The sequence below is a fragment of the Streptomyces sp. NPDC050546 genome (genome assembly GCF_044457425.1).
Lineage (GTDB): Bacteria > Actinomycetota > Actinomycetes > Streptomycetales > Streptomycetaceae > Streptomyces.
Genome location: NZ_JBITGX010000002.1, coordinates 218,964 through 243,081, shown reverse-complemented (window position 1 = coordinate 243,081; position 24,118 = coordinate 218,964). Strand labels below are relative to the sequence as shown.

At 71.2% G+C, this 24,118-nt stretch carries 18 protein-coding genes; 14 read left to right on the top strand and 4 right to left on the bottom strand.

What is annotated here, in order from left to right; all coding sequences use genetic code 11:
• Nucleotides 1-4 precede the first annotated feature (4 nt).
• From ACIBK5_RS05845 to ACIBK5_RS05805, 9 genes are all read left to right on the top strand, one after another.
• Complete coding sequence (locus ACIBK5_RS05845; protein WP_399016622.1) at nucleotides 5-1,057, top strand: carbohydrate kinase family protein; 1,053 nt, start codon at nucleotides 5-7, stop codon at nucleotides 1,055-1,057.
• Nucleotides 1,058-1,103: 46 nt separating this feature from the next.
• A complete protein-coding gene (locus ACIBK5_RS05840; RefSeq protein WP_399016620.1) occupies nucleotides 1,104-2,381 on the top strand; it encodes an ABC transporter substrate-binding protein in 1,278 nt (425 codons plus the stop codon).
• Between the two features lie 126 nt (nucleotides 2,382-2,507).
• Nucleotides 2,508-3,392 carry a carbohydrate ABC transporter permease gene (locus tag ACIBK5_RS05835; protein WP_399017283.1) on the top strand — a complete coding sequence of 295 codons (885 nt, stop codon included), beginning with the start codon at nucleotides 2,508-2,510 and terminating at the stop codon, nucleotides 3,390-3,392.
• Nucleotides 3,389-4,237 carry a carbohydrate ABC transporter permease gene (locus ACIBK5_RS05830; protein WP_399016618.1) on the top strand — a complete coding sequence of 283 codons (849 nt, stop codon included), beginning with the start codon at nucleotides 3,389-3,391 and terminating at the stop codon, nucleotides 4,235-4,237. Before ACIBK5_RS05835 ends, ACIBK5_RS05830 begins: the two co-directional genes overlap by 4 nt.
• 184 nt (nucleotides 4,238-4,421) lie before the next feature.
• Nucleotides 4,422-5,312, top strand: a complete 891-nt coding sequence (locus ACIBK5_RS05825; protein ID WP_399017281.1) for an alkaline phosphatase family protein — start codon at nucleotides 4,422-4,424, stop codon at nucleotides 5,310-5,312.
• A complete protein-coding gene (locus ACIBK5_RS05820) occupies nucleotides 5,309-8,245 on the top strand; it encodes a glycoside hydrolase family 2 TIM barrel-domain containing protein (protein WP_399016616.1) in 2,937 nt (978 codons plus the stop codon). The genes ACIBK5_RS05825 and ACIBK5_RS05820 overlap by 4 nt, the downstream gene beginning before the upstream one ends.
• Nucleotides 8,246-8,291: 46 nt before the next feature.
• Complete coding sequence (locus tag ACIBK5_RS05815) at nucleotides 8,292-10,118, top strand: LamG-like jellyroll fold domain-containing protein (RefSeq protein ID WP_399016614.1); 1,827 nt, start codon at nucleotides 8,292-8,294, stop codon at nucleotides 10,116-10,118.
• A gap of 22 nt (nucleotides 10,119-10,140) precedes the next feature.
• Entirely contained in the window at nucleotides 10,141-11,820 is a 1,680-nt protein-coding gene (locus ACIBK5_RS05810; protein WP_399016612.1) for a PHP domain-containing protein, read from the top strand.
• Between the two features lie 110 nt (nucleotides 11,821-11,930).
• Nucleotides 11,931-12,758 (top strand): PaaX family transcriptional regulator C-terminal domain-containing protein, encoded by an 828-nt coding sequence (locus ACIBK5_RS05805; RefSeq protein ID WP_399016610.1) that lies wholly within the window; start codon nucleotides 11,931-11,933, stop codon nucleotides 12,756-12,758.
• On the opposite strand, the gene ACIBK5_RS05800 is transcribed toward ACIBK5_RS05805, so the two are convergent.
• Genes ACIBK5_RS05800 through ACIBK5_RS05785 form a run of 4 tightly spaced genes read right to left on the bottom strand, consistent with a single transcriptional unit; the run spans nucleotide 12,749 to nucleotide 16,539 of the window.
• On the bottom strand, nucleotides 12,749-13,204 hold the full coding sequence (locus tag ACIBK5_RS05800) for a MaoC family dehydratase (protein WP_399016608.1): 456 nt from the start codon (nucleotides 13,202-13,204) through the stop codon (nucleotides 12,749-12,751). The genes ACIBK5_RS05805 and ACIBK5_RS05800 overlap by 10 nt on opposite strands.
• Before the next feature lie 14 nt (nucleotides 13,205-13,218).
• On the bottom strand, nucleotides 13,219-14,724 hold the full coding sequence (locus ACIBK5_RS05795; RefSeq protein WP_399016606.1) for a long-chain fatty acid--CoA ligase: 1,506 nt from the start codon (nucleotides 14,722-14,724) through the stop codon (nucleotides 13,219-13,221).
• A 10-nt stretch (nucleotides 14,725-14,734) separates the two neighbouring features.
• On the bottom strand, nucleotides 14,735-15,610 hold the full coding sequence (locus tag ACIBK5_RS05790) for an amidohydrolase family protein (protein ID WP_189726102.1): 876 nt from the start codon (nucleotides 15,608-15,610) through the stop codon (nucleotides 14,735-14,737).
• An 11-nt stretch (nucleotides 15,611-15,621) separates the two neighbouring features.
• Nucleotides 15,622-16,539 (bottom strand): SDR family NAD(P)-dependent oxidoreductase, encoded by a 918-nt coding sequence (locus ACIBK5_RS05785; RefSeq protein ID WP_399016604.1) that lies wholly within the window; start codon nucleotides 16,537-16,539, stop codon nucleotides 15,622-15,624.
• Nucleotides 16,540-16,758: 219 nt separating this feature from the next.
• Here ACIBK5_RS05785 and ACIBK5_RS05780 point away from each other — a divergent pair, with 219 nt between their 5' ends.
• The 5 genes from ACIBK5_RS05780 to ACIBK5_RS05760 all read left to right on the top strand — a co-directional run bounded on the left by ACIBK5_RS05780 (nucleotide 16,759) and on the right by ACIBK5_RS05760 (nucleotide 24,114).
• Nucleotides 16,759-17,184: a MarR family winged helix-turn-helix transcriptional regulator gene (locus ACIBK5_RS05780; RefSeq protein WP_399017280.1), complete on the top strand. Its 426-nt coding sequence runs from the start codon at nucleotides 16,759-16,761 to the stop codon at nucleotides 17,182-17,184.
• 80 nt (nucleotides 17,185-17,264) lie between these two features.
• Nucleotides 17,265-18,611, top strand: a complete 1,347-nt coding sequence (locus tag ACIBK5_RS05775; protein ID WP_399016602.1) for an MFS transporter — start codon at nucleotides 17,265-17,267, stop codon at nucleotides 18,609-18,611.
• Complete coding sequence (locus ACIBK5_RS05770) at nucleotides 18,608-19,978, top strand: alpha/beta hydrolase family protein (RefSeq protein WP_399016600.1); 1,371 nt, start codon at nucleotides 18,608-18,610, stop codon at nucleotides 19,976-19,978. Before ACIBK5_RS05775 ends, ACIBK5_RS05770 begins: the two co-directional genes overlap by 4 nt.
• Complete coding sequence (locus ACIBK5_RS05765; RefSeq protein WP_399016598.1) at nucleotides 19,975-20,805, top strand: IclR family transcriptional regulator; 831 nt, start codon at nucleotides 19,975-19,977, stop codon at nucleotides 20,803-20,805. Before ACIBK5_RS05770 ends, ACIBK5_RS05765 begins: the two co-directional genes overlap by 4 nt.
• Before the next feature lie 66 nt (nucleotides 20,806-20,871).
• Nucleotides 20,872-24,114: a hypothetical protein gene (locus ACIBK5_RS05760; RefSeq protein ID WP_399016596.1), complete on the top strand. Its 3,243-nt coding sequence runs from the start codon at nucleotides 20,872-20,874 to the stop codon at nucleotides 24,112-24,114.
• The last annotated feature ends 4 nt before the right edge of the window (nucleotides 24,115-24,118 follow it).

The following is a 24,118-nucleotide window of genomic DNA, read 5'->3' as shown; positions in this document are numbered from 1 at the left end:
ATCCGTGGACGATGACCGGCCCGATGTGCTGCTGACCGGGCTGCTCTTCTACGACCTCGTCCTCACGGGGCTCGGCAAGCCGCCGACGCCCGGCGAGGAGATCTGGACCGAGGGCATGGGCTGCGGCCCGGGCGGCATCGCGAACCTCGCGGTGGCGGCCTCCCGCTTCGGCCTGAAGACCTCGCTTGCCACCGTGTTCGGCGACGACTTCTACGGCGAGCACTGCCGGGACGTCCTGTGCGACCAGGAGGGCGTCGACCTCTCGCTCTCCCGGACGGCGGACGGCTGGCCGACCCCGGTCACCGTCTCCGTCGCCTTCGGCCACGACCGTGCCCTGCTCACCCATGGCCAGGAGCCGCCGTACTCGCAGGACGCGCTGATGGGCGACCCGCCCGACGCGCGGACCGCCCTGGTGCACATCGAGGCCGAGCCGCGCGAGTGGCTCGCCAAGGCAGCGGCCAACGGCACCCAGATCTTCGCCGACGTCGGCTGGGACCCCACGCAGGAGTGGCCGACGGCCCTCCTGGACCAGCTCGCGCTGTGCCACGCCTTCCTCCCGAACGAGACGGAGGCCATGGCCTACACCCGCACCGACAGCGCGGTGGCCGCGCTCGGCACGCTGTCCGAGCTGGTGCCGGTCGCGGTGGTCACCCGGGGCGGGGACGGCGCCCTCGCCGTCGACCAGATCACCGGCGAGTACGCGGACGTGCCCGCCCTCGACGTCGACGTGCTCGACGCGACGGGTGCCGGGGACGTCTTCGGCGCCGCGTTCGTCACCGCCTCGCTCGGCGGCTGGCCGCTGGCGGAGCGGCTGCGGTTCGCGGTCCTCGCGGCCGGGCTGTCCGTCGGGCACCACGGCGGGGCGCTGGCCGCCCCCGGCTGGTACGGCGTGCACCGCTGGTGGCACTCCCTGACCGATCCCGAACTGAAGCGGTCGTACGGCTTCCTGGCCGAACGGCTCCCGGTGAACCCCGGGCCGGCGGTCGCGTACGCCCCCCTCACCCCGCCGGCCCCTCACACGTCCGTCGGCCCACGCGCCTCCGAACGGCGGCACTGATCCCCGCACCCCTCTCCACGTCGAACAGCAACAACAGGAGTGACCCGTGGACCTTTCCCGCAGACGCTTCCTCCAGGCCGCCGCGTTCACCGCGGCCGCCTCCGGTCTGACCGTGGCATGCGGCAACGGCTCGGATTCGGCCGGCGGCAAGAACGGCAAGAACCTCACCTTGTGGTACTGGGGAGGCGCGCTCAGCGACAAGGTGGTCGCCGAGGCGAAGACGCACTTCAGCAAGGAGGTGAAGCTGACCGTCGCCTCCATCGGCGGCGACTTCAAGTCGAAGCTCACCACCACCCTCGCGGCGGGCACCTCCGTGCCCGACATCACCGGCGTCAAGGGCGAGGACATGGCGTCCTTCCTGCCCAACGCGAACCGCTTCCTCGACCTGAACGACCTGGGCTTCAAGGACCTCTCGTCGCAGTACCTGGACTGGAAGACCAAGCTCGCCCGGACCGAGGACGGCAAGCAGATCGGCTTCCCGATCGACATCGGGCCCACCGCGCTGTTCTACCGGGCGGACCTGTTCGACAAGGCCGGGCTGCCCACCGACCCCGACAAGGTCGCCGCTCAGGCGGGGACCTGGGAGGACTACTTCGCGCTCGGCACCGAGCTGAAGAAGAAGCTGCCGGGCATCTACCTGGTCAACAACATCAGCTCGGTGTTCGACATGGTGGTCGGGCAGGGCACCGAGCGGTTCATCGACAAGGACAACCGCTTCATCGGCGACCAGGACCACATCCGCAAGGCGTGGACCACCGCGGTCCGCCCCTACACCCTCGGTCTCGACGCCAAGATCAACGACAACACCTGGAACGCCGCCGTCGGCAAGAGCCTCGGCACCGAACTCGGTGCGGCCTGGCACGCGCTGGATATCGAGCAGGCGGCCCCGAAGACCAAGGGCAAGTGGCGGGTCTGCGCGATGCCCGGCGGGCCGGCCAACCAGGGCGGTTCCTACCTGGCCCTGCCCAAGCAGTGCCGGAACCCCGAAGAGGCGTTCAAGATCATCAGCTGGATCCTCAGCCCGGAGAACGACGCCCGCGGCTTCGCCGACGCCGCGATCTTCCCGGCCGCGCCGGCGGCGTACGCCATGCCTGCCATGACGGGCGGCGACCCCTTCTTCGGCGGGCAGAAGGTCATCGAGGTGTTCGGCCCGGCCGCCAAGGCCATACCGGCCAGCTACGAGGCACCCGCGGACGCCGCCGTCATGGCTCCCTTCAAGACCGAGCTGACCAGCATCGAGGCCAAGGGCAAGAAGCCCGACGCCGCCTGGCAGGACGCGGTCAGCCAGGCCAAGCAGATCGCCCGCCGCCAGGGGGTGAGCTGAGCAATGGCCTCACCTCCGGTCACCGGCCCCGCCGCGGTGCCCCGGCGCCACGGCGGGCCGGGCCCGGCCCGCTTCCGCCCCCGGCGCACCCCGCCGACGGGCGCCGTACGGCCGAGACGTCGCGGTGTGCTGTCCTACTGGCGGCAGTACCTGGCGATCTCGCCCTTCTTCCTGATCTTCGGCGTCTTCTCGTTCGTCCCGGTCTTCTACTCGCTGTACCTGGCCTTCCAGCGCTGGGACGGCCTGGGCACCATCCAGTTCGTCGGCCTTCAGCAGTTCCGCTTCCTCTGGGACGACCCGGTCTTCTGGATGTCGATCCGCAACACCCTGGTGATCTGGGTCCTGTCCACCGTCCCCACCCTGTTCGGCGCCCTGGTGCTCGCGACGCTGCTGCACTCGGTGCGGCGCTTCAAGGGCTTCTACCGCATCGCCCTCTACATCCCGAACGTCACCTCGATCGTCGCCGTGTCGATCTTCTTCGGCGCGGTGTTCAGCAACAACTTCGGCCTGGTCAACGCCATTCTGGGCACGGTCGGCATCTCACCCGTGCCGTGGCTGAGCAATCCGTGGCTGATCAAGCTGGTCATCGCGCTGCTGATGACCTGGATGTGGACCGGCTACAACATGATCATCTACCTGGCCGGCCTCCAGGCCATCCCCACGCAGATCTACGAGGCGGCCAGGCTGGACGGCGCCGGTCCGATCCGTACGTTCTTCCAGATCACCATGCCGATCATGCGGCCCATCATCCTGTTCACGGTCGTCATCTCGACCATCAACGGCCTGCAGAGCTTCAGCGAGCCCCAGGTCCTGTTCGGCAGCAACGCCGCCAACCCGAACCTCGGCGGCCCGGGCCAGGCGGGCCTGACCACGCTGCTGTACTTCTACCAGTCGGCCTTCGTCAACAACGACTACGGCTACGGCGCGGCCATCGTGTGGGCCTTCTTCGTACTGATCATGGTGCTGGTCGTCATCAACTGGCGCGTCGTCCAGCGCGGGAGGAAGTCATGACCGCAGTGGTCAAGAGGCGGTCCCCGCGTCCCAAGGGGCTGACCGCGCACATACTCCTCGGCCTGGCCGTGCTGATCTCGGTCTTCCCGTTCATCTGGACGATCGTCATGGCGACGAACACCACCGAGGACATCTACAAGAGCCCGCCGAAACTGACCTTCGGATCCCATCTGCTGGAGAACGTCCGGCACGTGCTCGACACCATCGACTTCTTCGGGTCGATGCTGAACACGGTCCTCGTCGCCTCCGTGACCACTGTCCTGGTGCTGTTCGTCGACTCCCTGGCGGCGTTCGCCTTCGCCAAGTTCGACTTCCCCGGGCGCAGGGTGCTGTTCGCCATGCTGGTGGGGTTCATGATGCTGCCGCTCCAGCTGGCCGTCCTGCCGCAGTTCATCCTGATATCCGACATCGGCTGGGTCGGCACCCTCAAGGCACTGGTCCTGCCCGCTCTCGCCAACGCCTTCGGCATCTTCTGGCTGCGCCAGTACATAGAGAACGGCGTACCGGACGAACTCCTCGACGCCGCGCGCATCGACGGCGCCGGCTTCTTCCGCCAGTACTGGAACATCGTGCTGCCGATGATCAAGCCCGCGCTGTCCTTCCTCGCGATCTACGCCTTCGTCGGCGCCTGGAACGACTACATCTGGCCCCTCGTCGTGCTCACCGACCCCAGCCACCTCACCCTCCAGGTGACGCTCGCCCAGCTCCACGTCGGCCACACGACCGACTACAGCATGGTCATGGCCGGTGTGCTCATGGCGTCGCTCCCGCTGGTCGTGGTGTTCACCATCTTCGCCCGCGGGTTCATCTCGGGTGCGACCGAGGGAGCGGTACAGGGAAGCTGAGGGGCCGCGCCCCAAAGGGCCGCGCCCGAAGGGGCGCGGGGCTGTGTCGATGTGCGGCTCCGCCGCGTGGGCGCGATCAGCCACGGCGGTCGCGCGGCCGAGAACCGGCAGTCGGTACCGAGCTCTCAGGACACCAGAGAGGCACCCAGTGACGGAAGTCAACGCCAAGGTCCTCGTCGTCGGCATGGACGGCCTGCGCTACGACCGGCTGACCCGCTCGCCGGCCGGCGCCCCCGTGCTGCACGGCCTGATGGCCAACGGCGCCCACGGCACCAGCCTGCTTCCCTACGGCGAGGCCGACGGCCAGGCCGCGGACGGACCGTCGACCAGCATGGCCTACACCGACTCCGGGCCGGGCTGGTCGAGCGTGCTGACCGGCGTGTGGCCCGACCGGCACGGGGTCACCGGCAACGACTTCAAGGGCGCCGACTACTCCCGCTACCCCGACTTCCTGACCCGCGCCACCGCCGTCCGGCCCGGCCTGCGCACGGCGGCCGCGGTGTCCTGGCCGGCCCTGGTCCGCCGCGGCACCCTCGGCCGGGCCATCGGCCGGCGGGTGCGCCACAACGGCGAATCCTGGGGCTACGAAACCGCGGACCGCCGCGTCGCCCGCGCCGTCATCCGCTGGCTCACCAAGTCCGACCCGGACGTCCTGTTCGTGTACTTCGGCGCCACCGACGAGGCCGGCCACGCGACGGGCCCCCTCTCCCCCGCCTACGACCGAGCCCTCCTCACCCAGGACGCCCACCTCGGGCGGCTGCTGGAGGCCATCGACGCACGGGCATCGGATCCGGGGCGCGCCGACGAGCGCTGGACCGTGCTGATCACCACGGACCACGGCCACCTCGACTCCGGTGGCCACGGTGGCGACTCGCATGCCGAGCGGGAGGTCTTCGTCATCCTCGCCGAGCCGGGCGGGCCCGCCGGGCCCGGAGGCACCCGGCTCGACACGCCCCGCCTCATCGACATCGCCCCCACCGTCCTGGACCGGCTCGGCATCCCCGTCGACCCCGCCTGGGGCCTGCCGGGCCGCGTCCTGCCCCGCCCCACCGCACCGACTCCGGAACGGCCATGACCGACGCATCTCTCGATCCCCTGCTCGCCCTGCGCCCCTGGGAGGCACCCGAGGTCACCTCCTGGGGGCGTCTTCCGATGAACGCCGTCGACCGCCGGACCGGGGCCGTCTCCCTGGACGGCGACTGGCGCTTCCAACTGCTGCCCGCGCCGGACGCCCCGCTCGGGGAGGTCTGGTCGTCGTCGTACGTACCCGGCGTGTGGACCATGCAGGGCACCGACGACCTTCCGCGGTACCTGAACATCCGCATGCCGTTCGCCGAGTTCCCGCCCGAGGTGCCCGCGGCCAACCCGACCGGCGTGTACGAGCGGACGGTGGACGTGCCGGCCGAGTGGACCGGGCGGCGGATCGTGCTCCAGGTGGGGGCCGCCGAGAGTGTGCTGCTGGTGCATGTGGACGGGCGGCCCGTCGGGATCTCCAAGGACTCGCATCTCGCCGCCGAGTTCGATCTGACGCCGGTCGTGCGCCCCGGGGAGCGGGCCACCCTGCGGCTGACGGTCGTGAAGTGGTCGGACGCCTCGCACATCGAGGACCAGGACCACTGGTGGCACGGCGGGATCACCCGCTCGGTGCTGCTGTACGCGCGGGACCCGCTGCATCTCGCGGACGTGGCCGTGCGGGCCCGGCGGGACGGTGACCTGCGGGTGGACTGCCGGGTGCGGAACACCGGCGGGGCGCTGCCCGAGGGCTGGTACGTCAGCGGGGAGCTGGACGGGCACCTGCTCACGCAGGACACGGAGTTCGACCGGGCCAACACCGAGGACGAGCGCGTCTCCGACTTCCTCGGCGAGGCCCGGCTGCGCGCCGCCGTACCGGACGTGCGCACCTGGAACGCCGAGACGCCCGAACTGTACGGCCTGACCGTACGGCTGCACCGCGCCGACGGCACGGTCGCCGACACCTCGCACCACCGGATCGGCTTCCGCGACGTCGAGATCGCCGGCCGGGACCTGCTGGTCAACGGCGAGCGCGTGTTCATCCGGGGCGTCAACCGCCACGACTTCCATCCGCTGACCGGCCGGACGGTGTCGTACGACGACATGCGCGCCGACCTCGTCCTGCTGAAGCGGTTCGGCTTCAACGCGATCCGTACGGCGCACTATCCGAACGACCCGTCCCTGTACGACCTGGCCGACGAGCTCGGGTTCTACGTCGTCGACGAGGCCGACATCGAGTCCCACGACCACGCGCACGAGATCGCCGACGACCCGCGCTATCTGGGCGCCTTCGTCGACCGGGTCGCGCGGATGGTGCTGCGGGACAAGAACCACCCGTCGGTCATCATCTGGTCGCTGGGCAACGAGTCCGACTACGGGGCGAACCACGACGCGGCGGCGGGCTGGGTGCGCCGGCACGACCCGGCCCGGCGGCCGGTGCAGTACGAGGGCGCCGCCAAGCTCGGCTGGGCCGATCCGGACCTGGCCTCCGACATCGCCTGCCCGATGTACGCGCCCCTCCAGGAGTGCCTGGCGCACGCCATGTCCGGCACCCAGACCAAGCCGCTCATCCAGTGCGAGTACTCGCACGCCATGGGCAACAGCAACGGCACGCTGGCCGACCATTGGGAGGCCATCGAGGCCACCCCGGGTCTTCAGGGCGGGTTCATCTGGGAGTTCTGGGACCACGGCATCCTCCAGCGTGTGAACGACGGCAGACCGGCCGGGCGTGGGGGCGCCGGGCTCTATGACAGCGGTGTCGCCGCGCCCGGGCATCGCTGGGCGTACGGCGGCGACTTCGGGGAGACGGACCACGACGGCGCCTTCATCGCCGACGGGGTGGTCTTCCCCGACCGCACCCCCAAGCCCGTGATGTTCGAGCACCGGGAGATCGCCGCGCCGGTGCGGATCGAGAGCTTCCGGCACGAGGGCGTGGTCCTGAGCAACCACCAGCACTTCCGGGGCCTGGACTGGCTGTCCGGCACGTGGGAGCTCTCCCTCGCCGACGGCGGCACCCTGACCGCCCCCGCCGAGCTGCCCGGTCTGCGGCCGGGTGAGACGGCCGCCGTGCCGCTGCCGTTCGAGCTGCCGGAGGACGGCGGCGAGGCGTGGCTGACGCTGCGGGTCACGACGGCCGGGGACGAGCCGTGGGCGCCGCGCGGCACGGTCGTGTGCCTGCCGCAGGTACGGCTGCGGGCGGCGGAGCCGGTGGCGCACACCCGGGTCACGAGCCGCCCGGTGGAGGTCGGCGACGACGGGCTGCTGGTCCATCCGCTGCTGACGGCCGCGCCCACGCTGTCCCTGTGGCGTGCGCCCACCGACAACGACGAACTGGGCGGCATGGCGGGCCGCTGGCGTGACTGGGGGCTGGACGCGCTCACCCGCGAGGTCGTCGCCGTACGGCGTGAGCGGGGGCGCGTCACCGTGGTCACGGACTATCCCGCGCAGGCCGGGACCGTCCGGCACGAGCAGGTGTTCACGGCGGTGGAGGGCGGGCTCCTGGTGGAGGAGTGCGCCGAGCTTCCCGAGCCGCTGGACGACGTGGCCCGGGTCGGGTCGGTCTTCGAGACGGTCGCGGGGCTGAATCTGCTGGAGTGGTTCGGGCAGGGCCCCTGGGAGTCGTATCCGGACCGGGGAGCGGGGGCACCCGTCGGCCATCACGGTCTGCCCGTGGACGAGCTGTTCACGCCGTATCTGCGCCCTCAGGAGAGCGGCGGGCGGCACGGCGTGCGGCGGTTCACGCTGTCGGCGCCGGACGCCACCGGGCTGGCGGTGCGGCTGGACCGGCCCCGCCAGGTGTCCGTGACCCGCCATCGCGCGGCCGACCTGGCCTCGGCGGCGCATCACGACGAACTGGTGCCGCGTGCCGGGTGCGTGGTGCACATCGACGCGGCGCACCGGGGTCTTGGCACGGCGTCGTGCGGGCCCGACACCTTCGCTTCCTATCTCGTCGCGGCCGGAGTCCATCGCTGGAGCTGGACGCTGCGCGTTCTCTGAGTTCCTCTCCCCATCTCCCTTCTCTCTGTCACCTCATGGAGCACCCGTGTGCACTTCGCATGACCACGACCTGGGCGAGGCGCCCCAGGCCGGTGCCGGAAGACGCAGTTTCCTCCGCGCCACCGCGCTGCTCGGCGCGACCGCCGCCGCCGTGACCGCGCTGCCGGCCGTCACCGCGGAGGCGGCGCCGTCTGGTTGGCGCCCCGACCCGCGCAGCCGCCGCTTCACGCTCGCCGTGATGCCGGACACCCAGTACCTGTTCGACGGGCCGAGCATCGACAAGGCTCCGGTCGAGGCGTCGCTGCGCTATCTGCTGGAGCACGGCAAGGAGGAGAACCTCGTCTTCCTGTCGCATCTCGGGGACCTCACGCAGAACGGCGCGAAGGAGGAGTTCGCGGCGATCGGCGAGGCGTTCCGGCTGCTGGACCGGCGGGGCGTCGGCTACAGCGTCCTGGCCGGCAACCACGACGTGAAGTCCTCGACGACCGACCAGCGTGGTGCGACGCCGTACCTGGACGCCTTCGGTCCGCGGCGGTTCAAGGGAAAGCCGACGTTCGGCGGCGCCTCCCCGGACGGCTACAACACCTTCCACCTGTTCACGGCGGGCGGCCGGGAGTGGATGGTGCTGGCCCTGGACTGGCGGCTGTCGCCGCAGGGCTACGCGTGGGCGAAGGAGATTCTGGCGAAGCACCCGAAGACGCCGGTGATCCTCACAACGCACGAACTGGTCGTCGAGCACGACTCCCTGTCGGAGTACGGGCAGCAGCTGTGGGACCAGCTCGTCGAGGAGCACGACCAGATCTTCCTCACCCTCAACGGGCACTACTGGCCCGCCGCCCGTGCGACGCGGAAGAACGCGGCCGGGCACGACGTCCATCTGCATCTGACGAACTACCAGAACCGCTATTTCGGCGGCGCGGCGATGATCCGCCTCTACCGCTTCGACCTGGACCGGAACGTGATCGATGTGGAGACGGTCTCCCCGTGGATCCTGGGCCGGGCCAAGAAGGGGCTCAACGAGCTGGAGCGGCAGGAGATGGAGCTGAGCGGCGACGCCGACCGGTTCTCCGTCGAGATCGACTTCCAGAAACGATTCTCCGGCTTCGCGCCCGTGCCCGCCCGGCCTGCCAGGCCCGTCTCGAAGCTGCTGGTCCCGGGCACTGTGGCGTACTGGCGATTCGAGAAGCCCGTGGACGGAGCGGTCCGCGACCTGTCCGGGCGCGGCAACGACCTCTCGCTCGTCACCGTGGGTGGCGGCGCGCTGGGCTGGTCGGCGGACCACCACCCCGACCAGCCGGGCCACGGCAGCCTGGAGTTCCAGGGCTTCAAGTCGCCGCTGAAGGGCGCCTATCTGCGCACGGTCGACGGCGCCCCGCTCAACTCGGCCACCTTCGGGGACGGCTACACCGTCGAGGCGTTCTACCGGCTGCCCGCCGACTGGGACCCGGCCCACAACGCCTGGTCGGGCCTGGTCTCGCGCACCGGCACGGGCGGCGCCGCCGGCAAGACCGCCGACGACCCTGACGAGCCCCTGGCCACCCTGTCCCTGTCCAACGACCGTGAGCCGCAGTGGGCGATGCGCCCGCTCAACCAGCAGGGCATCGCCACCAACTGGGGCCAGGAGACGCCGCTGGAGACCTGGTGGCACCTCGCGGTCGTCAACGACGGCAGACACAGCACGCTGTACGTCGAGGGCTGCCCGGTGCTGCGCAACCCCAAGGCCGCCTCCGTCGGCATCACCTCCGTCGGTCTGCCGTGGCTGCTGGGCGGCTACGAGTACGGCGGCAAGATCGACCAGATCTTCCACGGCCGGCTCGGCGACGTCCGGATCGTCGCCCGGGCGCTGCCCGTCACCTCGTTCATGAACCACTGAGATCCCGAAGGGCTTGTCGATCATGTCCGAGCAGCAACTGCCCGCCTGGGCCGATCCGTCCGTCTCCCCCGCCGCCCTCGATCCGCAGGGCGTCTCCCGCCGCGGGCTCCTGCGCCGCGCGGGCCTGTTCGGCGCCGCGTTCGCCCTGGGCTCGGCGGCGACCACGCAGACCCCCGCCCTGGCCGCCGGTGACAGACGGCTGGGCGGCGAGGACCCCCGCCTCGCCTACCTCGTCGGCGACCATCACATCCACACCGTCTACAGCCACGACGCCAAGTACACGTTCTCCCAGCTCGCCGCGGCGGGCGCGAAGTACGGCCTGGACTGGATGGTGTTCACCGAGCACTCCAACTTCGGGCACGCCGACTACGGGGCCGCGCTGGAGCACAAGGAGATCCTGAAGGCGCGTGCCGAGAACCCTCGGCAGCTGATCTTCCAGGGCCTGGAGTGGTACATCCCGGCCGCCGAGCACTGCACGGTGTTCACCACGCCCGGCCGGCACGAGGTCGACCTGCTCACCCGCTTCGAGCGCGCCTACGACGGCAAGCTGCTCGGCTATGACAAGGGCGGCCCCGCCGACGCGGACACCGCCCGCAACGAAGCCCACGCCGTCAAGGCGCTCAAGTGGCTGTCCCAGCAGCGCCGTTCAGGCTATGTCGACGACGTCCTGGTCCTCGCCAACCACCCCCTGCGCCTGGGCATCGACTCCCCGCACGAGATGCGCGCCTGGCGGGACGCGGCCCCCGAGATCATGATCGGCATGGAGGGCGCTCCCGGCGCCCAGGGGGCCGCCATCCCCGGCTGGCGGGGTGCCACCTCCATCCGCGGCGAGTACGAGAACAAGCCCTCCGCGCAGTCCTGGCCCGGCTACCCGGCGGAGGCCTATCTGACGTACGGCGGCTTCGACTGGGCGACCGCGACCGTCGGCGGCCTGTGGGACTCGATGCTCGCCGAGGGCCGGCTGTTCTCGATCACCACCAACTCGGACGCCCACCGGATCGTCTTCGACACCTGGAAGAACGGCGACTGGCCGGCCGGGCAGAACTTCGACAGCACCGGCAAGCTGCCCGACCCGGTGAACACCGACACCCCGCAGCCCGGCAGCGACTTCTGGCCCGGCCAGTTCAGCCGCACCCACGTGGGCGTGACCCGCTACGGCTACCGCGCGGTCATGGCGGGCCTGCGCGCGGGCCGGGTATGGCTGGACCACGGGCATCTGCTCGACGGGCTCGACGTACGGCTGACGCGGGACCGCGACCGGGGCCGGGGCGTGACGCTCGGCGGCAGGCTGCGCGTCCGCAAGGGCGAGAGGCTCACGCTGCACATCACCGTGACGACCGCCTCGCGGCCCAACCCCCAGGGCATCCTGCCCGAGTTGGCGCACGTGGACGTCATCCGCGGCGCGGTGCACGGCCCGGTCACCGACCGCGACACCTGGAAGGCACCGGACACCCGCGTCGTCCGCTCGCAGGACGTCTCCGGCCGCGAGGGCACCTACACCCTGCGCGTCCCGCTGACCGCGGGCGAGGAGTCCTTCTACGTCCGGCTGCGCGGCAGCGACGGCAACCGGGGCGGCACCGGCTACCTCGGAGCCTCGGTCGACCCGCACGGTCCGGTCCCGCACGCGCCCGGGGACGGTGACCCGTGGGCGGACACGTGGTTCTATTCCAACCCCGTGTTCGTCGACGTGGAGGGTTCCTGACCTCAGGCGCCCCGGACGTCGCCTCCGCGCGGCCATGTCGGCGCGGTGGCGACGGCCGTCCACGCGTACCAGCAGGTCACGGACGATCCGGCGGAGGTACGGTGGGCCGCGTGACCGGTGAAGAGTCGCTGCGGCCCCAGTCCCTCATGCTGACGTTCCTGGGCGACCAGGTGCTCGGGCGCGACGTGTGCGTGTACTCGGGCAGCGTCATCGACGTGTTCGCCCGCGCCGGTATCGGCGAGCAGGCGACCCGCTCGACGCTGTCCCGCATGGTGGGCCGTGACCTGCTGCGCCGCCAGCGCGAGGGCCGCCGGATGTACTTCGGGCTGACCGAGCGCTCGGAGGCGGTGCTGCGCGACGGCGAGCGGCGCATCTGGCAGACCGGCGCCGTCAACCGGCACTGGGACGGCACCTGGACCCTGCTCGGCTTCTCCCTGCCCGAGTCCTGGCAGCGCCAGCGCCACGACCTGCGCTCCCAGCTGACCTGGAGCGGCTTCGGACCGCTGTTCAACGGCCTGTGGATCGCCCCGGGCGAGGTCGACGTGTCGGCACTGGTCGCCGAGCTCGGCCTGTCCGCCCATGTGAAGGTCTTCCGGGCCCACGCGGACACCGGCATGGACATCGGCCTGATGATCGAGGAGACCTGGGAGCTGTCCGACCTGGCCGGGCGCTACGAGGCGTTCGTACGGCGCTGGCAGCCGTGGGAGGACGACCTCCCGGACGCCGACGACGCCCTCGTGCTGCGCCTTCGCCTGCAGACCGAGTGGCTGCGCATCGTCCGGCGCGACCCGCGACTCCCCGTCAGACACCTCCCGGACGACTGGCCGGCGGACCAGGCCGAGAAGACGTTCCGGTCGGTGCACGACCGGTTCTCACCGCTCGCGCGCGACACCTCGGAGCGCCTGCTCGACATGGTGCCGGCGCGGCCTCAGGCGTAGAACCGCGACAGGCTCTGCAGTACCGCCGCCGGCTTGCTGCCGCCCTCGATCTCGATGGCGCCCTCGACGGTGATCTGGACGCCGCCGGGCACCTCCTCGACCTCGGCGAGCTTCGCCGTCAGCCGGATGCGGGAGCCCACCTTCACGGGGGAGGGGAAACGCACCTTGTTGAGGCCGTAGTTGACCTTCGTCGTCACGCCCTGGACGTCCAGCAGTTCGGTGAACAGCGGGATGAAGAGGGAGAGCGTGAGGTAGCCGTGCGCGATGGGGGCGCCGAAGGGGCCCTCCTTGGCCTTCTCGGGGTCGACGTGGATCCACTGGTGGTCCCCGGTCGCGTCGGCGAAGGTGTCGATCCGCTCCTGGGTGACCTCGATCCACTCGCTGGTGCCGAGGTCGCTGCCCGCGAGCTTCTTCAGTTCGTCGAGACCGTTGACGGTGATGCTCATTCAGCTGTCCTTCGCTAGGAGTTGGTGCCGTAGCGCTTGCGCACGCGGGACTTGAGGAGCTTTCCGGAGGCGGTGCGCGGCAGTTCGTCCGCGACCACGACCGACTTCGGGATCTTGTACTTGGCGAGGCGTCCCGCGAGCGACGCGAGCACCTCGTCGGGGTCGAGCGCGGCGCCCTCGCGGGGGACGACGACCGCGCGCGGCACCTCGCCCCACTTGTCGTCCGCAACGCCGATGACCGCGCACTCGGCGATGTCCGGGTGGGCGAGGAGCTGGTCCTCGATCTCGGCGGGGTAGATGTTCTCGCCGCCGGAGATGATCATGTCCTTGATGCGGTCGACGATGTGGACGTAGCCGTCCTCGTCGACCTGGGCCGCGTCGCCGCTGCGGAACCAGCCGTCCACGAAGGACGCGGCCGTCTCCTCGGGCAGCCCCCAGTAGCCGGGCATGACATGCGGTCCGCGCACCACGACCTCCCCGACCTCGCCCACGTCGACCGGCGCGAGGTCCGGCCGTACGACGCGTACGTCGCTGAAGAAGTGCGGCACGCCCGCCGAACCCGCCTTGCTGACGGCGTGCTCGGCGTCGAGGAACAGCGTGCCGGGCGCGGCCTCGGTCATGCCGTAGCCCTGGAGGAAGGTCAGGCCGCGCTCCTGGTAGGCCGCGATCAGCGGAGTGGGGACCGGGGAGCCGCCGCAGGTCAGGATGCGCAGCGAGGAGAGGTCGGCCCCCGGCCAGCGCGGGTGCCTGGCCACCTGGTCGAACATCGTGGGCACGCCGAACATGAAGGTGATCCGGTGCCGCTCGATCAGATCGAAGGTGGCGTTCGGGTCGAAGGCCTCGACCAGGACGCAGGCACCGCCCTTCAGCAGGACCGGGAGCGTCAGCATGTTCAGGCCGGCGGTGTGGAACAACGGGGCGGAGACGAGGGCGCGTTCGTCGGCGATCAGGTCGGTGTCCACGAGGACGTTGACCGCGTTCCAGGTGAGATTGCCATGGGTGAGCATGGCGCCCTTGGGGCGGCCGGTCGTGCCCGAGGTGTACATGATGATGCAGGTGTCGTCCGGAGTGACCGGTGTGTCGATGGGCTCTTCGGAGGCCGAGGCCAGCGCCTCCTCGTACTCGGCGCCCACCTCGGCGTACGTACGCACATCCGTGCTGCCCGGGAGTCCCGCGACCAGACCGGCGTGCGAGGGGCCGTAGACCAGGGCCTTGGCGCCGGAGTCGGCGAGCTGGTAGGCGATCTCGGGGCCGGCCAGGCGCGTGTTGAGCGGGACGAAGACCGCGCCGAGCGTGCCGGCCGCGAACAGGGTCTCCAGATAGGAGGGGTGGTTCGGGCCGAGGTAGGCGATCCGGTCGCCGCGCCGGATGCCCCGCTCGCGCAGGGCGTGGGCGAGGCGGGTGGTGCGCTCGTACAGGGCCGCGTAGGTGCGGGTGGTGTCACCGTGGATCAGGGCGGTGCGGTGCGGGGTCTTGCGGGCCCGGCGTGCGGGCCATGACCCCAGTCCCTCGTTGCGCATGTCACGCCCCTTACGGTTTCGTCAGCCCGAGCAGACGGGCGGCGTTCTCCTTGAGGATCTTCGGCCGGACCTCTTCCTTGATCGTCAGCTTGTCGAAGTCGGCGAGCCAGCGGTCGGGGGTGAGGACGGGGAAGTCGGAGCCGAAGAGGACCTTGTCCTTCAGCAGCGTGTTCGCGTACTGCACGAGTTGCGGCGGGAAGTACTTCGGCGACCAGCCGGACAGGTCGATGTGCACGCCCGGCTTGTGCGTGGCGACGGCCAGGGCCTCGTCCTGCCAGGGGAACGACGGGTGCGCCAGGATGATCTTCAGATGCGGGAAGTCGGCGGCGACGTCGTCCACGTGGAGGGGGTTGGAGTACTTGAGGCGGATGCCGCCTCCACCGGGGACTCCGGCGCCGATGCCGGTCTGGCCGGTGTGGAACAGGGCGATGGTGCCGGTCTCCTCGATGACCTCGTAGAGGTCGTAGGCCACCGAGCGGTCGTTGGGGAAGAAGCCCTGGATGCTGGGGTGGAACTTGAAGCCCTTCACCCCGTACTCCTCGACCAGGCGGCGGGCCTGCTTGACGCCCGCCTTTCCCCGGAAGGGGTCGATCGAGGCGAAGGGGATGAGGACGTCGGCGTTGGCGGCGGCGGCCTCGGCGACCTCCTCGTTGGGGACGGGCGGGGTGCCGGTGGCGGACTCGGCGTCGACCGTGAAGATCACGGCGGCCATCCTCCGCTCGCGGTAGTACGCGGCGGTCTCCTCCAGGGTCGGCTTCCGCTTGCCCTCGACCTTGAAGTAGGCCGAGGAGGCGTCGTGCAGGTCGTCGTCCAGGGAGGAGTGGCCCTTGGAGGACACCTCCGCGTGGGTGTGGACGTCGATCGCGACGAGGTCGTCTGCGTTCATCGAGGGGGCCATCACGCCTCCGGGAACTTCGGCGCCGGGATGCCGACCGACTGGGGTTCGGCACCGACGGAGGTGGGCCAGGCGTCGGCCAGGGCGCCGGGGGTCCAGCCGCCGTCGGCGTAGGCCGCCCTGATCTCCTGCGGATGCGACCAGAGTGCCACCTTGTCGCCGCCGATGCCGATGGCCTGGCCGGTCACGCCCCGGGCGGCCTCGGAGGCGAGGAAGGGGACCACGGCCGCGCAGTCCTCCGGGGTGCCGAAGCCCTCGCCCTTGCGCAGGAAGTCCGGCAGCGGCTCGCCGCCGCGCATGGCCTCGATGTACGGGGCGAAGGCCGGGATCGTCTCGGTCATGGCGGTCGCGGCGACCGGCACGATCGCGTTGACGGTGATGTTCGCGCGGCCCAGCTCCATGGACCAGGTGCGGGCCATGGCGGCGATGCCGGCCTTGGCGGCGGCGTAGTTCGTCTGGCCGAAGTTGCCGCGCTGCCCGGCCGGGGAGCCGACCAGGATCAGCGAGCCGCCCTCGCCCTGCTCGCGCATCCTTACGGCGGCGGCGCGGGCGCAGGTGAAGGTGCCCTTGAGGTGGGTGGTGATCACCGCGTCGAAGTCCTCGTCGGTCATCTTCCACAGCACCTTGTCGCGCAGGATGCCCGCGTTGGTGACGAGGACGTCCAGCCGGCCGAACTCCTCGACCGCGCGGTTCACCAACCGCTCCGCGGCCTCGGAGGTGCCGACCGGGACGACCTCGGCGACGGCCCGGCCGCCCGCTTCCGCGATGGACTTCACGGCCGCCTCGGCCACGGCCTCGTCGACGTCGTTGACCACCACGGACGCGCCGTGGGCGGCCAGGGCATGCGCGTAGGCGAGGCCGAGGCCCCGGCCGCTGCCGGTGACGACGGCGACCTTGCCGGAGAGATCGATGCTGGGCACGGGTGGGTCCCTTCACGAGCTGATGCGGGGTGGTGCGACTTCTCGACGCGGGGGGCGCGTCTTCGAGATCGAAGCTAAGAGCAATAATTGTTGACGTCAATAGTTGTTGATGACCCACGGGTGCGAGATGCTGGAATCCCAGGAAGCACCGAGCACAGGGAGCCCGCCATCGCACGCCAGAACGTCACCCCGAAGCCCATCGACGCGCACGAGCCGTGGATGCGCGGGCTGCACGCCGACACGGGCTACCTGCTGTACCGCCTGGGCCTGCGCTCGGGGCAGCTCTTCAACGCCTGCCTCCAGGAGTCGGGCGTGCGTCTGCGCCACTACGCGGTGCTGCGCTTCCTCGCCACCACCGAGGGCGCTCTCCAGCGCGAGCTGAGCACCCGGCTCGGCTACGACCCGAGCGCGATCGTCGGCCTGGTCGACGACCTGGAGAAGCTGGGTTTCGCCGAGCGCCGCCCCTCCCCCGACGACCGCCGCAGCCGGATCGTCGTGCTGACCGAGAGCGGCCGCGCGTTCCTGCGCGACACCGACGAGGCCGGACTGAGAGTGACCAACGAACTGCTGGGCCCGCTGGAGGAAGCCGAGCGGGAGGCGCTGCACGCGCTGCTGCTGCGGATCGCGGAGGACGGCCTGAACTGATGTTGTGCAAATGATTGACTGCTGCACGATGGATGCATAACTTCACGGGCTATCCGAGACCCGTCCCCAGGGAGCTCCCCGTGCAGCCATCCCCCTCAGCCGCTCAACCCGCCCCGGATTCGAAGCAGTTGCGCCGCGTGGCCGTCTCCGGCCTGCTCGGCACGACCGTCGAGTTCTACGACTTCCTCGTCTACGGCACGGTCGCCGCGCTCGTCTTCGGCGACCTGTTCTTCCCCCAGGCCGACCCGGCCGTCGGCACCATCGCGGCGTTCGGGACCTTCGCCGCGGGCTATCTCGCCCGCCCGCTCGGCGGCATCGTCTTCGGCCACTTCGGCGACCGGATCGGACGGAAGTCGATGATGCTGCTGACCATGGTCCTGATGGGCCTGGGCAGCTTCCTCATCGGCCTGCTGCCCACCTACGACGCGATCGGCGTCTGGGCCCCGGTCCTGCTCGTCGCGCTGCGCGTGGTGCAGGGCATCGCGATCGGCGGTGAGTGGGGCGGCGCGATGCTGATGGTCGTCGAGCACGCCGAGCGGACGCAGGGCTCCCGGCGCGGTCTGTGGTCCAGCTTCACCCAGCTCGGCGCCCCGCTCGGCTCCGTGCTGTCGGCCGGTGTGGTCACCCTCGTCGCCGGACTGCCCGACGACGACTTCCGCTCCTGGGGCTGGCGGGTGCCGTTCCTGCTGAGCATCGTGCTGCTGGCCGTCGGTCTTTTCGTGCGCCTCAAGGTCGCCGAGAGCCCGCTGTTCGCGCAGGCCAGGCGGGAGCCGGTGGACAAGCCGCCGATCGTGGAGGTGCTGCGCCGCCCGAAGCCGGTGCTGCTCGCCGCCTGCGTCGGCATCGGCGCCTTCACCACCCAGTCGCTGCTGACGAGTTTCATGATCTCCTACGCCGTCGACGAGGGGTACACCCGGCCGCAGGTGCTGACCGCGGTGACCGTCGCCTCCTGTGTGGCCCTCGCCGTCCTGCCCGCCGCGTCCGCGCTGTCGGACCGGGTCGGCCGCCGGCCCGTGGTGCTGGCCGGTGCCATCGCCTCGGCCGCGCTCGCCTTCCCCGTGCTGGCCCTGGTCGACTCCGGTTCGCCCGGCCTGCTCATCCTCGCGCTCGCCCTCGGTCACGGGGTCGCCCAGTCCACGATGTACGGGCCGCTCGGGGCGCTGCTCACCGAGATGTTCGGCACCCGCGTCCGCTACACCGGCGCCTCCCTCGGCTACCAGGCGGCCACCCTGGTCGGCGCCGGTTTCTCCCCGCTGATCGCCGGCAGCCTCCTCGCCTCGTACGGGGGTGGCAGCACGCCCGTCTCGCTGCTGCTGTGCGTCGGCGCCGCGATCACCGCCGTGACCGTGTGGCGGCTGCGCGAGACACACACCGACGCCCTGGACTCCCCCGCCGCCACCCCCACTCTGGAAGGAACCCCGCGTTGAGGATCCGCCTCGCCCTACTGACCACCTGCCTGTCCCTGGCGACCGCCCTGCCCGCGCAGGCCGCCGACGCCGGCGACAGCCACCTGGAGGGCAAGCTCCCCTCGGGCGCCGCGTACGTGATGGACGTACCAGCGTCCTGGAACGGCACGGTGCTGCTGTACAGCCACGGCTACAGCCCGGCCGGGGCCCCCAACCCGGCCCAGAACACGCCGGGTTCCGCCGCCCGGGACAAGCTGCTGGCCGAGGGCTACGCGCTGATCGGATCCTCGTACGCGACGAACGGCTGGGCCATCACCGAGGCGGTGCCCGACCAGCTCGCCACGCTGGACGTGTTCACCGAGAAGTTCGGCCCGGCCCGGCGGACGCTCGCCTGGGGCACCTCGTACGGCGGCTTCGTCACCACCATGCTCGCCGAGCGGCACGCCGACCGCTTCGACGGTTCCCTGTCGATGTGCGGGCTGGTGCAGGGCGGCGTCGCCAACTGGAACAGCACCCTGGACCCGGTGTTCGCGCTGCGCACGCTGCTCGCCCCGGGCTCCGGTATCCGGCTGGCGGGATTCGCGGACCAGGCGGAGGCGGTCGCCGCCGCGAAGTCGCTGACCACGAAGGTCGACGCGGCCCAGCAGACCCCGCGGGGCCGGGCGCGCATCGCCCTCGCAGCGGCTCTGCACAACATCCCCGGCTACAACGACGCCTCGCAGCAGAAGCCGGGCCCCGCCGACTGGGGGACCCAGCAGTCCAACCAGTTCACCGCCGTCCGGGGGCTTCTCCAGATGCCCGCCTTCAGCTGGCGGCAGGAGGCCGAGAGCCGGGCGGGCGGCAACCCGTCCTGGAACACCGGTGTCGACTACACCGCCATGCTCGCCCGGTCCCCGCTGTACAAAGAGGTGACCGAGCTCTACAAGGAGGCGGGACTGTCCCTGCGCACCGACCTCTCGGCCCTCGGCCGGGCCCCTCGGATCTCCGCCGACCCCTCGGCCGTGGGGTGGATGCGGAACACCAGCGTGCTCTCCGGCCGGCTCACCGACCCCCAGCTGAACATCCACACGACGGGTGACGCGCTGATCCCGGTGCAGGCCGAGAGCGCCTATCGGCGTGCGGCCACGGCGGGCGGCTCCGCGGGACTGCTGCGCCAGGCGTACGTCGACGGCCCCGGCCACTGCACCTTCACCACCGGCGAGACGCTGGCCGCCCTGGACACCCTGGAAGACCGCCTGGACACGGGCCGCTGGGACGTGTCGCCCGGCACGCTCAACTCCCGTGCGCAGCAGGAGGACCCGACGACGGCGGCCCGCTACGTTCCCTACCGCCCGACCGCCTATCCCCGCCCCCACGACCTCGCCCACCCGGGAGACATCCGGCCATGACCGGCCCCACCGCGCCCGACCGGCTGCTGTCCGTGCTCGCGGCCTTCGACCACGAGCACCCGGCGCTGTCCCTGACGGACATCAGCCGGCGGGCCGGGCTGACCCTGACCACCGCCCACCGGCTGGTGGGCGCGCTCACCGAGTGGGGCGCCCTGGAGCGGGACGACTCCGGCGTCTACCACGTCGGGCTCCGGCTGTGGGAGCTCGCCGCGCTGGCGCCGCGCGGCCTCGCCCTGCGGCAGATCGCGCTGCCGTATCTGGAGGACCTGTACGAGGCCACGCACGAGAACGTGCAACTGGCCGTGCGGGACGGGTCCGACGTCGTCTACATCGAGTGGCTCTCGGGCCGGTCGGCGGTCGGCGTGCACATACGCGTCGGAGCCCGCTGGCCGCTGCACGCCACCGGCGTCGGGCTCGCCCTGCTGGCCCACGGCACCCCGGAGCTCCAGAAGGAGTACTGCGCGGGCGAACTCGCGTCCTTCACGCCGTACACGATCACCGAACCGGCGCGGCTGCGGCGGGAACTGGCCGAAGTGCGCCGCACCGGCGTCGCGGTGAGCGACCGCCAGATCACCGAGGACGCCCTGTCGGTGGCCGCGCCGATACGGGCGGCGGACGGCACGGTCACCGCTGCCGTCTCCATCGTGGTACCGCAGGCCGACGCCCAGGTGCCCGTGCTGGCCCCCGCGGTGCGCGTGGCGGCGCGGGGGATCTCACGGGCCCTGGGGTGGCAGCCGGAGCGGGCCCGGGGCGGCTGGCGCCGCGATGACGAAGAAAGCACTCGTGCGGGTGAATTTCCGTCCGGTCACCGGCGAACGACCGCATAGTGAGGTGACCGGGAGGAGCGGAATCGGGACGCGACCAGTGCCCCGCCCTCCCGACGGGGGGTCACCATGGAGCCGCTCTTCCGCCTTGCCCTGCTGCGACCCGCGATCGCACCGGAACCCGACGACACCGGCATCGAACTGGCGCAGCCGACGGACTTCCAGCGAGCGCTGACCGCCGCGGCCGGCGCGGCGGACCCACGGACCGAACTGCGGCGCGTGGTGGGCGAGTACGTCGCCGGACCACTGTTTGTCGGAAAGCCCGAGCAGGCCCCGCTTGCCAAGGAGACGGCCAGGTTCGTGGCCGCCCTGGACCGGCTGCCCGCTCTGGCGGGGGCCGCGGCCGAGGCCCGTCCGGGAGCCGCCGCGCATCCCCCGCCGTCGCTGCGGGACACGGTGATCGCCGCCGTCCGGGACGCGTTCGGCGCGGCCCCGGCCGATGTCGTGCAGGGCGCGCCGTACAAGGACGCGGTGGCCCGGCTCCGGGACAGCGTGCTGGCCGTCAAGTACCTGCCAGCCGAGCACGCGAGGCCCCTGGAGGAGCTGATCCGCCGGCTGCGCCACCTGGAGATCGTCGCTCGCCTCGTGACGCACACCGCCTTCCCCGCCACCCCGCGGGAACTGCGGCGGGCCCGCAGGCGCCCCTTGCGGCTGCCGGGGGCCACAGGTCTCGAACCCGTGCTGTCCACCGTGGAGGCCGAGCGCCGGCAGCGGGAGAAGGAGGCCGAGGCGGCCGGAGAGCGACGGCAGCGCGCCGAGCGACTGCTCACCGTCTTCCGCCAGTTGCGCACCGCCATCGGCGAACTCACCGGGCTCGGCGGCGAACACTTCAGCATCTCGACGCAGAACCGGTCGGATCAGGTGCTGCCACCGCCCGAGTACACCCCGCCCGCCGAACTGGCCCGCCAGGTCACCTTCCACACGCTCCTCTCGGAGGCCAACCTGCGGGCCCTGGCCGGAGGCACCGGCACCGGCGGAGGCACGGGCGGAGGCACCGGCAGCGGCACAGGCGGAGGCACCCGCAGCGGCACCGGCGGTGGCGGCACCGCGGAAGCGGCGGCCGAGGAGCCCGCTCCGAACCCCCCGGAGCCCACCGCGGTGGCCGGAGCCGCCCAGCTCGCCGGGCAGGTCTTCGGCGCCAGGCCCGACCTCCTCGCCGGCACCCCCGGGTTCGTCCCGGCTCAGCTGAAGGACCTCGGTTTCCGGCTCGAGCCGCCGGCGGTGCAGCAGCTGTCGGAGGCCACCCGGGCCCTGCTGACGGCACGCGGCATCGACGTCACGGCCCAGCCGCTGGACCGCGTCGTCGCCCTCCTCCAGAGCGAGGCCGACCGGACGGCGGCAGAGCTGGAGAAACTGTTCGGCAGGCCGGCCAGGCGCAGCGTGCGGCGACTCGGGGACACGCTGGTCATGACCTCCACACCGGTGCCGTCCGTCTGGAACGCGATCAGCATCGGGGACCTGGACCCGATCGAGCAGATCCCCCTGGAGGCCGACCCCATCCCGGCCACGCGGGGCAGTGTGAAGCCGTCCGGCGTCGCCGACCTGCTCGTGGTCCGCCAGCAGCTGATCGGCTACGAGGGCGCCGACGTCGCCCACATCGAGAACGTCCTCAAGGGCGAGACCAAGCTGCGCGAGCACACCCGGCGCGAGGAGACCGAGCAGACCACCGTGACCGAGACGGAGACGATCACCTCCGAGGAACGCGAGCTGGAGTCGACGGACCGGTTCGAGATGACCAGGGAGGCCAGTGCCGTCATCAAGGAGGACGCGGCGCTGAAGGCAGGCCTGACCGTCACCGGCAAGTACGGCCCCACGGTGGAGTTCTCGGCCTCCGCCGAGGGGTCCGTCTCCCGGTCGAAGGAGGAGGCGACCAAGTCGGCGTCCACCTTCTCCCAGGACGTCACCCAGCGCAGCGCCTCCAAGATCTCCGAGCGGGTGCTCCAGCGCACCACCCTGCGGATCACCACCGAAGTCACCGAGAAGAACACCCACACGCTCGACAACAGCCCCGGCATCGACCACATCTCCGGGGTCTACCAGTGGGTCAACAAGGTCTACCGGGCGCAGATGTACAACTACGGGCTGCGCACCATGTTCGACTTCATGATCCCGGAGCCCGCGGCGTTCCTCATCCACACCCTGCAGTCGGCCCACGCCGGAGCCGTCCAGGTGGACAAGCCGCCGGCGTTCACGCTCCAGGCCAACAAGATCGACGAGACCAACTACCACTACTGGGTGCAGGTGTACCAGGCCACGGACGTCACCCCGCCGCCCGAGATGTACCTGACCAAGTCCTTCGACTTCAAGGCGGGCGGCGGGGACAGCAGGACCAACTACAACCACTCCGGCCAGGTCACCCTCGACGAGGGCTACCAGGCGTTCCAGGCGTCCGTGGCCCGCCTGTGCAACATCTGGGAGGGCGACCACTCCCTCGACGTCGCCGTGGGCCGCCGGACCCATCGGTTCGGCCCGGACGGCAACTGGGTGTGGATCACCATGCTGGACGAGGAGCAGAGTTCGATCCCGGTGGCCGTCGACAGCTTCCGCCTGTCCCAGGTGGCCGTCGCGATCGAGATCAAGTGCCGGCGCACCGAGCGCGCGATGGAGAAGTGGCGGGCGGAGACCCACGCCAAGCTGACCACCGCCTACCGTGCCCGGCTCGCGGAGTACGAGGAGAAGGTCGCCGCTCTGTCGTTCCAGGCGGGCGTCGCCATCGAGGGCCGCAACCCGCTGGCCAACCAGGAGCTGATCGCCCACGAACTGCGCAAGAGCTGCGTCAGCATCCTGACCAAGCAGCACTTCGACCTCTTCGACGCGATGAAGGGCGAGCGCGGCAAGGTCCCGCAGTTCGACATCGACGAGGCCGCGGCCGAGGGCGCCTATGTCCGCTTCTTCGAGCAGGCCTTCGAGTGGGAGCACCTGACGTGGGTCGCGTACCCGTACTTCTGGGGCCGCAAGAGCGAATGGGACGAGCGTCTCGCCTACGACGACCCCGACCCGCTGTTCAACCAGTTCCTCAAGGCCGGGTACTGCCGGGTCACGGTCCCCGCGCGCCTGGGCTTCGAGGGCGCCATCGACCACTTCATGCAGTTCGGCGAACTGTGGGACGGCGGCCCGCTCCCCACCGTCTCCAGTCCCCTCTACCTGCCGATCGCCGACGAGATCGCCGAGCGCCTCGACCGGCCCGGCGACGAGATCCCCCAGGGCGACCCGTGGACGGTGCGCATCCCCACCAACCTGGTACGGCTGCGCGCGGACGACCAGTTGCCCCGCTGGGTGCAGAACGCCCAGGGCGAGTGGGTCGAGGACTGAGCCG